Raw genomic sequence first — 13,596 nt, 5'->3', positions numbered from 1 at the left:
ATTTTTTATATAACGTTAAATGCAAAACTAAATTCACATCTTTTTTTTTGACTAAAGCGATTTATTTAAAAACAAAATAGTTTGTATACTTTTACGCTCATTACGTAAAATACAGGTATTTTTAAAATTTAATTAAAAATTTATCAGTAATTTAGCTAAAAACATAAGATTTCACAATTATATGCATGCATAGTAAATAACATGCTTGTAATCATTTTTTTATCTTTAGATTAGCATAAAATTTTTTTCAAAATAAACCGATGAAAATAAAAATAACTGGAATAGGAAGCTATATTCCTGAGAAAAAAGTAAGCAATACTGACTTTGGCAATCACGTTTTCTTAAATGAAGATGGTAGTTCTTTTGCATACCCAAACGAAGTAGTCATAAAAAAATTCAAAAGTATAACCGGAATTGAACACAGACGCTACGCCGAAGACCATTTAAACTCTTCTGATTTAGCTTTTATGGCATCAAAAAAGGCGATACAAAATGCCGCTATCGATCCCGAAACACTCGACTACATTATTTTCGCGCATAACTTTGGTGATGTAAACTCCGGAACAAATCAATCTGATATGCTTCCAAGTTTAGCCACTCGAGTTAAGAATAAATTACAAATAAAAAATCCAAAGTGTGTTGCCTATGATATCCTTTTTGGATGCCCCGGCTGGATAGAAGGTGTGCTGCAAGCCAATGCCTACATAAAGTCTGGCATGGCAAAAAGGTGTTTGGTTATAGGTTCTGAAACCTTGTCGAGAGTAGTTGACGATCACGACAGAGATTCTATGATATACTCGGACGGTGCCGGCGCTTCCATTATTGAGGCTTCTGATGACGACACTGGTATGCTATCCTATGAAAGTGGGACTTATGCCATGGATGAAGCCAACTACTTGTTTTTTGGAAAATCGTACAATAACGATTTAGACCCCAATACTCGTTACATAAAAATGCACGGACGTAAAATTTATGAATTTGCTTTAACCACTGTTCCTGCAGCCATGAAAAGCTGTTTGGACAAAAGTGGTATCGCAATCGATGAAGTCAAAAAAATCTTAATTCATCAAGCAAACGAGAAAATGGACGAAGCAATCATACAGCGCTTTTATAAATTACACGACAGACCGGTTCCACTAGACATTATGCCTATGAGTATAAGTGAGCTGGGAAATAGCAGCGTCGCAACTGTGCCTACCCTTTTCGACCTTTTAATACGCGGTGAAATAAAAAATCAGTCTATCCAAAAAGGAGATATTCTTCTGTTTGCATCGGTTGGAGCGGGCATGAACGTAAACGCGTTCATTTACAGATATTAATTTTATCTGGAGCTAATCCAGCTATCCACTACAAGTCCACACTTAAAAAATGTGTTTTTTAAAAAACTCAAAAAGAGCTCCTTTCAATCACTTGTTTGAGATAATAAAAACTATCTTTTTTAATTGTGGACTTTTCATTTCTATCTGGGCTAAAAATCTTTCAAACAAGGAATATATCTTTGTACCTTTGCGGCTTTGTTTATACCAATTAAAAAAATGTACGAAAAAACGTTTCCAAATAAAAGATTCAAACACACTTTAGAGTTTTTAAACAAACACATTTCGACTACTGAAACTGTTTTAGATCTTGGCGTAGAAAATCCTTTCTCTAAAATCATGAAAGAAGCCGGTTATTCAGTAAAAAACAGTACTGGAGAAGATTTAGATTTAGACCAATCTATCTTTTCAACAGAAAAGCAAGACGTGGTAACCGCTTTTGAAATTTTTGAGCATCTTTTGAATCCTTATACAATATTAAGTAAAATACAATCCGATAAACTTTTTATCTCCATACCACTGCGTTTGTGGTTTTCACCAGCTTACAGGAGCAAAACAGACATGTGGGATAGGCACTACCACGAGTTTGAAGATTGGCAACTGGATTGGCTTTTAGAAAAGACAGGTTGGAAGATTATTGATCGTAAAAAATGGACAAATCCGGTAAATAAAGTGGGTATACGTCCTCTATTGCGTCGTTTAACCAACAGGTATTATATCGTTTATGCCGAAAGAGTAAAATAATGAACTACTATATTGTTATCCCAGCACACAACGAGGAAGCTTTTATCTCCTTAACATTGCAATCTTTGATTTCACAAAGCAATTTACCAAAAAAAGTGGTTGTGGTCAATGATAATTCCACTGATAAAACAGCCGAAATTGTTTTGGAATTCGCCCAAAAAAATCCGTTTATCACATTAGTAAACAAAACATCAAGCGCGATACACTTACCAGGCAGTAAAGTAATCCAGGCCTTTCATAAAGGCTTTGAAACCTTGGACGACGACTACGATATTATTGTAAAACTAGATGCAGATCTTATTTTACCCGATAATTATTTCGCAACTATAATGGAACATTTTCAAAAAGACCCAACAATAGGAATGGCGGGAGGATTTGCTTACATCGAAAAAAATGGGGAATGGATTCTGGAAAACCTAACTGATAAGGATCATATCAGAGGTGCATTTAAAGCCTATAGAAAAGAATGCTTTAAACAAATAGGAAACCTCAAACCAGCGATGGGTTGGGATACTGTTGATGAATTGTTGTGTAATTTTTACAACTGGAAAGTCATTACTGACGACTCCTTAATTGTAAAACACCTAAAACCAACAGGCGCCAATTACAATAAAACGGCAAGATACAAGCAAGGCGAAGCCTTTTACACTCTGGGATACGGATTTGCAATAACAGCAATAGCATCGGCAAAACTAGCGGTAATGAAAAAAAAACCACTACTCTTTATCGATTATATAAAAGGTTTTTGGAAAGCGAAAGCTGCAAAAACTCCCTTATTAGTCACCTCAGAACAAGCAAAGTTCATTAGGAGCTATCGCTTAAAAAAAATGAAGAAAAAGCTTCTTTAAATATATCAAATTAGGTCTTTTGAAAAAACTCAATACCGATAACTTAGAACTCATAACTATTTTTGTAATTTAGGTCCATAATCGTAAAACATATGATGCTCATTCGATATATAACGCAGATAGGGAAATACTTCTTGATGATAAAAGAAATTTTCAGCAAGCAAACCAAATGGTCTGTAATGAAAAAGCTTATCTTCAAGGAAATTGATGATTTAATCATCGAGTCGTTAGGTATAGTTGCATTTATCTCTTTCTTTGTTGGAGGAGTTGTAGCAATACAAACCGCACTTAATCTCACAAATCCACTAATCCCCAAATACCTAATCGGTTTTGCAACACGTCAATCGATTATCTTAGAATTTGCCCCTACATTCATCTCTGTAATTATGGCTGGGAAAATGGGATCCTTTATCACATCTAGCATAGGAACCATGAGGGTGACAGAACAAATAGATGCGTTGGAGGTTATGGGAGTCAATTCGTTAAATTATCTTGTATTCCCAAAAATAATTGCCCTGCTACTATACCCTTTCCTTATTGGAATCGCTATGTTTCTAGGTATTCTGGGAGGATGGATAGCAGGAGTTTACGGCGGCTTTACCTCAAGTGCAGAATTTGTTGATGGTGCACAAAGGGATTTCATCCCCTTTCATATTGCATATGCTTTCATAAAGACACTAATATTTGCTATGTTGTTAGCTACTATTCCTTCTTTTCATGGGTATTATATGAAAGGCGGCGCATTAGAGGTGGGTAAAGCAAGTACTGTAGCTTTCGTATGGACCTCAGTTTGCATAATACTATTCAATTATATACTAACCCAGTTGTTATTAGGATCATGATAGAGATAATAAACCTAGAAAAATCATTCGGAGATAGCAAAATTCTCAAGGGGATTTCGAGCGTATTTGAAACTGGAAAAACGAACCTAATTATTGGACAGAGTGGCTCAGGTAAAACTGTTTTATTAAAAAGTCTTCTGGGAATTCACACCCCCGAGTCAGGAAAAATCTGTTTTGATGGTAGAATATATTCCCAATTGGAAGACGATGAGAAAAGAGAATTGAGAACTGAAATCGGAATGGTTTTTCAGGGCAGTGCCTTATTTGACTCAATGACTGTTGCCGAAAATGTAGGCTTCCCACTTAAGATGTTTACTAAAGATAATAATACCAAAATTCAGGAAAGGGTCGACCAGGTTCTAAAAAGAGTTGATTTAGTTGACGCGCACAATAAACTGCCTTCGCAAATATCAGGCGGCATGCAAAAACGCGTGGCTATTGCAAGAGCTATTGTAAATAAACCAAAATACCTTTTTTGTGACGAGCCCAACTCCGGCTTAGATCCAAACACCGCTATATTAATTGACAACCTTATTAAACAAATTACAGAAGAGTACGACATAACCACTGTTATAAACACACATGACATGAACTCAGTGATGGAAATTGGCGAGAACATTTTATTTCTAAAAAATGGATTGAAAGCTTGGCAAGGAACAAAGGAAGAAGTTTTTAGAACTGACAATCAAGATGTTGTAGACTTTGTTTATTCGTCAAATTTGTTCAAAAAAGTCAGAGAAGCCTACTTAAAAGACTAACTTTTAGCTAATGATAAAAATTTATTCTGAATGATTTATATACGCCCGACCTAAATCATTTCGGCAATAACTCTACTTCTGCATTTGGGTTAAAAAGATACATTTTTCCTGAACTCAATTCAAGACATTCAAAACGCTTTGTCCTTACTGCTATTTTCTTAAAAATCTTTCCGTTTTGTATCCTGAAAACACTACCATACGGAATTTCAAATATATAATTTTTATCATTTTGTTTGTCGAACTGCTTCAACGCCAAAGACAATGTGGAGTCAGTATCACTGCTTGCGGTAGGGTTTTTGAAATGCCTAGCTATTAAAGGTAGCAGATTATTGGGGAATATTTCAGGCCTTATAAAAGGAACCATCATCTGCTGAAAAGAATACTTCCATTCATTCCCATGCGGTTTTATATTTCGTCCGAATTTCTCAAAAGCAACCAAATGAGAAATTTCATGAATTAGGGTAATCAGAAACTTATATTTATTAAGGCTTGAATTAACCGTAATTTCATGCTTTCCACTCAGCCCTTTCCTATAATCACCATGACGTGTTTGCCTTTCATTTACAATTTTGAGATGCACACGATTAACCACAATTAGCTCAAAAACTGGTTTTACAGCGTGTTCTGGGATATACCTTGCAAGTGTTTCGCTCAAAATTTATACTGATTAAGGATTTGTTGAGGATACTTGTAATACTTTCCCATTGAAATATTTGTTTCCTGTCAATGTAAAATCAAAAATATAATCTGCCATTTCGCTGGCTTTTATTGGTGCTTGGTAACCTGGAAAAGCTTCTTCTAACATTTCTGTTTGTACCGCCCCCAAAGCCAAAACATTAAAAGAAATCTCTCTTTCTTTATATTCTTCTGCAAGTAATTCAGACAAAGTAATAACAGCTCCTTTGCTGGAACTATAAGCTGCTAATCCAGCAAATTTAAGACTGCCTTGTATTCCTCCCATAGAACTTACGGTAACTACGTGACTTCCTTTTTGTAGATATGGCAAACAAACACGAGTCAAGTTTGCAACAGCAAAAACATTTACTTTATAAATATCTTCAAAATCTTTTTGTGTAGATTCTGAAAATGGCTTTAACATAAAACTACCCGCATTATGAACAACCGCATCTACTTTTTTCCAAGAAGTCGATAGGAAGCTCCACACTTTTTCTAAATCCTCTTCACTTGACAGATCTACAGACAGGCAAGTAATATTTTTATTTTCAATAAGAATTCTGGGCGTTTTTCTGGAAATGGCGAGAACATGATGTCCCGCATTGGCAAATTTCAAAGCCAACTCATATCCTATTCCTCTACTTGTACCTGTTACTATAATGTTTTTCATACTACAAAAATAAACAAAACAAACAAAACATCACTTATGGCAGCCATTCAAAAAGCTGAAATCATTTGGATTTATCCACTTAGCATATTGGCTATTTAAGTCTCTGCCGCAATCATTTCATTAATTAAGAATATCACACGTACCAAATCCATCACTTTAAATTAATCCTCAACTTCACCACAGTAATTAAAACTACTTATAGACAGACAAAATGCATCAAGAACATTGTAAAGTAATTTTAATTTTAGGAAATATTAGCTTTTCTCTAAATCTGTTAATAATTAGATCTTAACAGCAAAAACCCTTTCAAATCGAAACTTGAAAGGGTTTTAAAAAAAGTATAAAATTTTATTTATGAAACTAAAGTTCTAGAAATTACAATGCGCAATATTTCTGAAGTCCCCTCATATATTTGAGTTATTTTAGCATCACGCATCATACGCTCTACATGATATTCTGCCACATACCCATTCCCGCCATGAATCTGTACCGCTTCAATAGTAGTGTCCATCGCTGTTTGTGAGGCAAATAATTTAGCCATTGCTCCTGATTGAGAAATATCTTTTCCTTCGTCTTTTTCAGTTGCTGCTTTGATAACTAACATTTTAGCTGCCATAATTTGAGTCGCCATATCTACCAATTTAAAAGCGATAGCTTGATGTTTGAAAATTTCTTTACCAAATGCTTTACGTTCTTGAGAGTATTTTAATGCTAACTCATATGAACCTGTCGCAATTCCTAAAGCTTGCGATGCAATTCCTATTCTTCCTCCATTTAAAACGCTCATAGCAAAATTGAACCCAAACCCGTCTACTCCTATTCTGTTTTCTTTTGGAACTTTTACGTCATTGAAGAGCAGAGAGTGTGTATCTGAACCACGAATCCCCATTTTCTTTTCTTTTGGACCAATATCAAATCCAGCCCAAGCTTTTTCAACTATAAAAGCGTTGATTCCCTTATGCCCTTTTTGGATATCCGTTTGCGCAATGACAATATATGTAGACGCAGAAGATCCGTTTGTGATCCAGTTTTTAGTGCCGTTCAATAAATAATGGTCTCCTTTATCGATCGCTGTCGTTTTTTGTGAAGTTGCATCAGAGCCTGCTTCAGGCTCAGACAAACAAAAAGCTCCAATTACTTCTCCTTTGGCAAGGGGAACAAGATATTTTAATTTTTGTTCTTCGTTACAGTATTTTTCTATTCCAGCACAGACTAATGAGTTATTCACCGACATAATAACTGCCGCAGAAGCGTCAATTTTAGCAATTTCAGTAATAGCTAGAACATAAGAAACACTATCCAATCCAGAACCTCCATATTTGGGGTCAACCATCATTCCTAAAAAACCTAGCTCAGCCATCTTTTTAACTTGCTCGGTTGGAAATTTCGAAAATTCATCTCTTTCAATTACTCCCGGCAACAATTCTGTTTGAGCAAAATCTCTAGCGGCTTGTTGAATCATTAACTGCTCTTCTGTTAGATTAAAATCCATAACTGTATAACTTTTTTATTAGTTTGTTAATTCTCTCTAAAAATAAAAAACATAAGGCCCCTTAGATTTAACTCTAGAACTTATTTGTATATTATTTTACCTATGAACTGACGATTACTTTATGTTGTCTAAATTATCTTGCTTTATGTTTAAATATTGCACTCAAAGATACTTTATTCTTGTGAAATTATCAATTTTGATTTGTAAATTTGGCTCATGAAAGAGGATTATTACAACGTTATAGGAGTTATGTCAGGAACATCACTTGACGGAGTCGACTTGGCTCATATACAGTTTCATAAAAACAGTGATAAATGGACCTTTCAGATTCTCGAAAGCGAAACTGTTTCCTATAGTAACGAATGGGTACACACCCTAAAATCGGCAGTAGATTTTTCTGCAGTTGAACTAAAAAAAACGAACCTCGATTACACAAAGTATCTGGCTTCCGTTATTTCTAGTTTTATAAAAAAACATGAAATTGAAAATCTTGATGCCGTTTGTTCTCATGGACATACCATTTTACACCAACCAGAAAAGGGAATAACACTTCAAATAGGAAATTTACCCGAAATTTCCAGCATCATTGGTCAAATAGTAGTTTGTGATTTTAGAGTGCAGGATGTTCTATTTGGTGGACAGGGAGCCCCTTTAGTTCCAATAGGCGATCGCATTTTATTTTCAGAATACAATTACTGTATGAATTTAGGTGGTTTTTCGAATGTTTCTTATGAAGAAAACGGCAAACGAATTGCATTCGATATTTCTCCCCTAAATACAGTTTTAAATTTCTATGCCAATCAACTGGGGCTGGATTATGATGACAAAGGGGCCATTTCAAGATCAGGAAAAATCAATCATAGCTTATTAGGTGAACTAAACGAATTACCTTATTACCACAGAAAACATCCTAAATCATTGGGATTTGAGTTTGTAAAAGAAACTGTCTTACCTCTTGTCGAAAAATTCAAAATAAACACTGAAGACAAGTTAAGAACCTTTACGGAGCACGCGGCTATGCAAATAGCATTGGCTCTACCAAACAAAAAAGGTAGCCTTTTTATAACTGGTGGCGGTGCCTACAATAATTTCTACATTGAAAGAATACAAAAGCACCTTCCCGATGTAACAATAATTATCCCAGACGTCAAAATTCTCGAATTCAAAGAAGCTTTAATTTTTGCCCTACTTGGAATATTAAAGCTACGTGGAGAAAACAACGTTTTGTCGAGCGTAACCGGAGCTATTAGCAATCACTGCTCGGGTGTGATTTACAATTTGAAATAAAACACAAAATACACTATTCGCATAATTCTATTTTTTATATTTGTGTGAATTAAATATATCGCAACTAAATGAAAGATTTACTGAAGAAATTTGAAAATAAAGAGCCTGAAATTGTTTTTAACTGGAAAGATGCCGAAACAGAAGCCGAAGGTTGGACGGTAATAAATTCACTTCGTGGCGGCGCAGCTGGTGGTGGTACAAGAATGAGAAAAGGGTTGGATATAAATGAAGTATTGTCTTTGGCAAAAACAATGGAAGTAAAATTTACAGTGTCTGGTCCCGCAATTGGCGGTGCTAAATCTGGAATCAACTTCGATCCAAATGACCCAAGAAAAAAAGGTGTGTTGCAAAGATGGTATAAAGCGGTATCTCCATTGTTAAAAAGTTATTATGGAACTGGTGGTGATTTGAATGTAGATGAAATTCACGAAGTAATACCCATGACTGAAGAATGTGGGGTCTGGCATCCGCAAGAAGGCGTTTTTAATGGTCATTTCAAACCTACCGAAGCAGATAAAATTAATAGAATTGGTCAATTGCGCCAGGGTGTTGTTAAAGTAATCGAAAATCCTAAATTCTCTCCGGATGTTTCCAAAAAATATACAATAGCTGATATGATCACTGGCTTTGGTGTTGCAGAGGCAGTTCGTCATTTCTACTCTATATATGGAGGAGACGTAAAAGGAAAAAAAGCGATTGTGCAAGGATTTGGAAATGTAGGATCTGCAGCAGCCTTCTATTTAGCTGAAATGGGAGTCAAAGTCATTGGTATAATCGACAGGGACGGCGGACTGATAAACGAAGAAGGATTCACTTTTGAAGAAATAAGATCTTTGTTCCTTGCAAAAGACGGGAATAAATTAGTCGCAGAGAATATGATTCCTTTTGAAGAAATCAATCAAAAAATTTGGACAATTGGTGCTGAAATATTCACACCTTGTGCAGCTTCAAGATTGGTTACACAATCTCAAATTGACAGTTTAATCGCTAATGGACTGGAAGTTATCTCCTGTGGTGCTAATGTTCCTTTTGCCGATAAAAAAATCTTTTTTGGTTCTATAATGGAAGATGTAGACAACAAAGTGAGCTTGATTCCGGACTTTATTTCAAACTGCGGTATGGCGAGAGTTTTTGCTTATTTCATGGAAAAGAAAGTGCACATGACTGATGAGGCCATTTTTCAAGACACTTCCGCAACTATAAAAAATGCAGTTCAAAAAGCGCACGAATTAAACAACTCAAAAACAAACATAAGTGCTACTGCTTTTGAAATTGCTTTAAAGCAACTAGTTTAAAAAATAATTTAGGGTCACTTCACTTTTTTAATAGTGCCCAATAATACCAATTAATCAGTTCGATGAAATCGCATTAACGCGAATTTATTGAACTGATTTTTTCATAAAATATTGAAACTTGACCCCAAGATTCGGAAATACCTCCACAATTAACACTATTTTTGTTTGACATTGTAATCTTAAAAAGTAACAATTTTTATAATATATTAGCGTTTCAATAATAAAGAAAATTTGTATGAGTATATTGCTACAAACGGACAGTTTGTCTGTTGCACGTGAAAGTTTGGCCGAGGCTGCCCCTGTTGAGAAAACTTTATCAATTATTGAATTATTGACTAGCGGAGGGATTGCGGGTCAGATTATAATGACTGCTTTATTCCTTATGTTTTTTGCTGCACTGTATCTTTATTTTGAACGTCTCATGGCAATTAACTCCGCCTCAAAAATTGATAGTAATTTTATGGGGCAAATCCGAGAAAACATAAGAAATGGTCGCATCGACAATGCTAAAATAGCCTGCGCACATTCTAAATCACCAGTTGCCAGATTAATCGAAAAAGGAATTTCAAGAATAGGGAGACCACTTGAGGATATTAATACTGCAATTGAGAATGCCGGAAAGTTAGAAATTTATAAGCTTGAAAAAAATGTAAGTATGCTGGCTACGATTTCTGGAGCGGGTCCTATGACTGGTTTCTTGGGAACAGTTGTTGGAATGATACAGGCGTTTCATAAAATGGCGAGTGCAGGCGGACAAATTGAGGTTGGAGCGCTTTCTGAAGGGATCTATACCGCAATGACAACAACAGTAGTTGGGTTGGTAGTAGGAATTATTGCCTATGTAGGATATAATCACTTAGTTGTCAAAACAGATAAAATTGTACATCAGATGGAAGCTAATGCTGTTGATTTTTTAGATTTATTAAACGATCCAGCATAATTACGCAGCTCACGACTAAAAAAACAAAATTACTAATTTTTAGTCCCTGGATATTGCTATAAAAACAAACAAAATCTACTTATGAATTTAAGAGGACGAAATAAAGTTAGTGCCGAATTTAACATGTCATCCATGACCGACATTGTATTCTTATTACTTATATTTTTTATGCTAACATCAACTATGGTAACCACAAATGCTCTGGACTTAGTTTTGCCTAAAGCTCAAGGAAAAACAGACAGCAATAATAACATCGCTGTGAGCATCAATAAAGAATTAGAGTTTTTTATTGACAAAAAGCCAGTATCAGAAATTGAGTTAGAATCAAAACTATTGTCGCTTTTTTCGGCAGACAAGACCAAAACTATTATTTTAAGAGCCGAAGAAGGCGTTCCAATTGAGAAAGCAGTCAATGTTTTGGACATAGCTAACAGAAACCAAATCAAAGTTGTTTTAGCCGTAAGGCCAAAGTAGGCTTTAGTTGACCTTCAAAAAAGACGGATTCTACATGAAATATTTAGAAACAGAAGAAGAAAAAAAATCATTTGTCATCACATCAGTTCTTTTTGTGGTCATGTTTGTATTGTTTTTTTATTTAGGATTAACTTCTTTAGACCCTCCCCCTGAAAATGGAATTGCGATAAACTTTGGAACAACTGAGTTTGGATCGGGAGATGTTCAGCCCACTGAAGCCATCCAATCGGCTCCCAAAGCTACTGCTGCAAAACAGGCTGCATCGAGTGAGGACGAAATACTTTCTCAAGACATAGAGGAAGCAGTAGTAATGAAGCAAGTCAAAAAAGCGCAGCCAACTAAAGAAATAGCAAAACAAGAAGTTAAGCCAAAAGAGAGTCCAAAACCTTCAAAAAGCACGTCAGATGCCCTATCCAGCTTGATAAATGGCCCCAAGTCCGACGGAAAAGCAAAAGGCGGCGAAGGCAACGACAATGTTTCAGGCGATAAAGGAAGTTTGAATGGAGACCCTTATGCAAACAGCTATTATGGTTCTGGGAGCGCAACTGGAAGCGGAATTGGCTGGGGCTTGAATGGCAGAAATATCAGCTCACGAGGAAAAGAAGTGCAAAAATGCAATGAATTTGGCACTGTTGTAGTACAAATAACGGTGAACAGAAATGGGAATGTTATTGCTGCTAAATATACCAAGGGAACTACAAATACAAGCCCATGCCTAGTGGAACCTGCTTTGGCAACAGCCAGAAAATACAAATGGCAAGCAGATGCCAATGCCCCTGAAACACAAATAGGTTTTATTACAGTGAATTTCAAATTAGGCGAATAATATTTATTTGAAAACTGAACTCAATTTTCTAAACTTTCAAAATAGAATGAATTATCAAGAAACTACAGAATGGCTGTTTAAACAACTTCCTATGTATCAACTTCAGGGCGCGACTGCGTATAAAAAAGATTTAACAAATACGCAGCTATTGGTTCAACATCTGGGGAACCCACATCTAAACCTAAAATGCATTCATGTTGCAGGGACCAATGGCAAAGGCTCTACCTCACATATGCTGTCTTCAATACTTCAAGAAGCGGGATACAAAGTAGGACTATATACATCGCCTCATCTAAAAGATTATCGAGAACGAATTAAAATTAACGGAAAAGAGATTTCAGAAGATTTTGTTTGCGAATTTATAAATGCAAATAAAGACTTTTTTGAAGCTAACGATATAAGTTTTTTCGAAATGAGTGTTGGTCTCGCATTTGATTATTTTTCGAAAGAGAAAGTAGACATTGCAATTATTGAAGTTGGAATGGGCGGAAGACTCGATGCTACAAATATTATCACACCACTTGTATCAATAATTACTAATATTGGACTCGATCACACGCAATTTCTTGGAAACACAATCGAACTAATCGCATTCGAAAAAGCGGGCATCATCAAGAACACACTTCCTGTGGTAATTGGAGAATATACAACTGAAACAAATAAAGTGTTTTTGGCAAAAGCCAAAGAAAATAGTTCAGAAATCTATTTCGCATCAGACTTAATTTCAGAAGTCCTACCGTCTGATTTACTGGGCAACTATCAAATTCACAATAAAAAAACGGTCCTACAGACAGTCAAAATTATTAATTCACAAAAAGAATTTAAAATATCTCAAGATCAAATAAAATCAGGGCTACTCAATGTTGTAAAAAATACCGGACTTCAAGGAAGATGGCAACAATTAGGACACTCACCAAAAATCATTTGCGATACCGCACATAACAAAGAAGGCTTGTCTATAGTAATAAGTCAGATCGAAAAAGAGACATTTGATACTTTACATATTGTTTTTGGAGTGGTGAATGACAAAAATTTAGATGAAATTCTACCATTACTACCAAAGAATGCTATTTATTATTTTAGCAAACCAAATAACCCAAGAGGTTTAGATTCTCAGGAACTCTATAAAAAAGCGCTTGATTTCAACCTAAAAGGTGAAGTATTCAATTCAATTACAACTGCTTATCAAAAAGCAAAACAAGCTGCCAAAGACAATGACTTTATCTACGTTGGTGGAAGCACATTTGTTGTTGCAGAAATTTTATAATTTTTTTTTATTTTTTGCTTGTATATCAATAAAAGAACACTATATTTGCACTCGCAATAAGGAAATGAAAATTACCAAATTGAAGTAGGGCAATTAGCTCAGCTGGTTCAGAGCACCTCGTTTACACCGAGGGGGTCGGGGGTTCGAACCCCTCATTGCCCA

General features: G+C 35.4%; 14 protein-coding genes and 1 tRNA gene. 12 read left to right on the top strand and 3 right to left on the bottom strand.

The genetic code is table 11. The features are described from left to right. Window positions 1-260 precede the first annotated feature (260 nt). The 5 genes from ACEN2H_RS09455 (at window position 261) to ACEN2H_RS09435 (ending at window position 4,508) form a co-directional block, all read left to right on the top strand. A complete protein-coding gene (locus tag ACEN2H_RS09455; protein ID WP_441732093.1) occupies window positions 261-1,319 on the top strand; it encodes a 3-oxoacyl-ACP synthase III family protein in 1,059 nt (352 codons plus the stop codon). A 216-nt stretch (window positions 1,320-1,535) separates the two neighbouring features. Continuing rightward, entirely contained in the window at window positions 1,536-2,060 is a 525-nt protein-coding gene (locus tag ACEN2H_RS09450; protein WP_441732092.1) for a methyltransferase, read from the top strand. Beyond that, window positions 2,060-2,908: a glycosyltransferase family 2 protein gene (locus ACEN2H_RS09445; protein WP_441732091.1), complete on the top strand. Its 849-nt coding sequence runs from the start codon at window positions 2,060-2,062 to the stop codon at window positions 2,906-2,908. The genes ACEN2H_RS09450 and ACEN2H_RS09445 overlap by 1 nt, the downstream gene beginning before the upstream one ends. A 92-nt stretch (window positions 2,909-3,000) precedes the next feature. Beyond that, complete coding sequence (locus tag ACEN2H_RS09440; protein WP_441732090.1) at window positions 3,001-3,750, top strand: MlaE family ABC transporter permease; 750 nt, start codon at window positions 3,001-3,003, stop codon at window positions 3,748-3,750. Beyond that, window positions 3,747-4,508: an ABC transporter ATP-binding protein gene (locus tag ACEN2H_RS09435; protein WP_441732089.1), complete on the top strand. Its 762-nt coding sequence runs from the start codon at window positions 3,747-3,749 to the stop codon at window positions 4,506-4,508. Before ACEN2H_RS09440 ends, ACEN2H_RS09435 begins: the two co-directional genes overlap by 4 nt. Window positions 4,509-4,563: 55 nt before the next feature. On the opposite strand, the gene ACEN2H_RS09430 is transcribed toward ACEN2H_RS09435, so the two are convergent. The 3 genes from ACEN2H_RS09430 to ACEN2H_RS09420 all read right to left on the bottom strand — a co-directional run bounded on the left by ACEN2H_RS09430 (window position 4,564) and on the right by ACEN2H_RS09420 (window position 7,345). Continuing rightward, on the bottom strand, window positions 4,564-5,163 hold the full coding sequence (locus ACEN2H_RS09430) for a SprT-like domain-containing protein (protein WP_441732087.1): 600 nt from the start codon (window positions 5,161-5,163) through the stop codon (window positions 4,564-4,566). Between the two features lie 12 nt (window positions 5,164-5,175). Beyond that, window positions 5,176-5,853 (bottom strand): SDR family NAD(P)-dependent oxidoreductase, encoded by a 678-nt coding sequence (locus ACEN2H_RS09425; RefSeq protein ID WP_441732086.1) that lies wholly within the window; start codon window positions 5,851-5,853, stop codon window positions 5,176-5,178. 352 nt (window positions 5,854-6,205) lie between these two features. Beyond that, entirely contained in the window at window positions 6,206-7,345 is a 1,140-nt protein-coding gene (locus ACEN2H_RS09420) for an acyl-CoA dehydrogenase family protein (protein ID WP_441732085.1), read from the bottom strand. A gap of 216 nt (window positions 7,346-7,561) precedes the next feature. Between ACEN2H_RS09420 and ACEN2H_RS09415 the strand changes: the two genes are divergently transcribed. The 7 genes from ACEN2H_RS09415 (at window position 7,562) to ACEN2H_RS09385 (ending at window position 13,596) form a co-directional block, all read left to right on the top strand. Next, on the top strand, window positions 7,562-8,632 hold the full coding sequence (locus ACEN2H_RS09415; RefSeq protein ID WP_441732084.1) for an anhydro-N-acetylmuramic acid kinase: 1,071 nt from the start codon (window positions 7,562-7,564) through the stop codon (window positions 8,630-8,632). A 68-nt stretch (window positions 8,633-8,700) separates the two neighbouring features. Then, window positions 8,701-9,927 (top strand): Glu/Leu/Phe/Val dehydrogenase dimerization domain-containing protein, encoded by a 1,227-nt coding sequence (locus ACEN2H_RS09410; RefSeq protein ID WP_441732083.1) that lies wholly within the window; start codon window positions 8,701-8,703, stop codon window positions 9,925-9,927. Window positions 9,928-10,162: 235 nt separating this feature from the next. Further along, window positions 10,163-10,867, top strand: a complete 705-nt coding sequence (locus ACEN2H_RS09405; protein ID WP_441732082.1) for a MotA/TolQ/ExbB proton channel family protein — start codon at window positions 10,163-10,165, stop codon at window positions 10,865-10,867. 81 nt (window positions 10,868-10,948) lie between these two features. Then, window positions 10,949-11,341, top strand: a complete 393-nt coding sequence (locus ACEN2H_RS09400; RefSeq protein ID WP_441732081.1) for an ExbD/TolR family protein — start codon at window positions 10,949-10,951, stop codon at window positions 11,339-11,341. Window positions 11,342-11,375: 34 nt separating this feature from the next. Next, window positions 11,376-12,167: an energy transducer TonB gene (locus ACEN2H_RS09395; protein ID WP_441732080.1), complete on the top strand. Its 792-nt coding sequence runs from the start codon at window positions 11,376-11,378 to the stop codon at window positions 12,165-12,167. A gap of 46 nt (window positions 12,168-12,213) precedes the next feature. Next, window positions 12,214-13,434 carry a bifunctional folylpolyglutamate synthase/dihydrofolate synthase gene (locus tag ACEN2H_RS09390; protein ID WP_441732079.1) on the top strand — a complete coding sequence of 407 codons (1,221 nt, stop codon included), beginning with the start codon at window positions 12,214-12,216 and terminating at the stop codon, window positions 13,432-13,434. Between the two features lie 87 nt (window positions 13,435-13,521). Continuing rightward, a tRNA-Val gene (locus tag ACEN2H_RS09385) sits at window positions 13,522-13,596 on the top strand.

Origin of the sequence: Flavobacterium sp. W22_SRS_FP1, from assembly GCF_052113685.1 — a bacterium.
In the GTDB taxonomy this organism is placed as follows: Bacteria; Bacteroidota; Bacteroidia; order Flavobacteriales; family Flavobacteriaceae; genus Flavobacterium.
The sequence above is the reverse complement of the archived record's forward strand: the minus strand, read 5'-3'. Positions and strand labels throughout refer to the sequence as shown.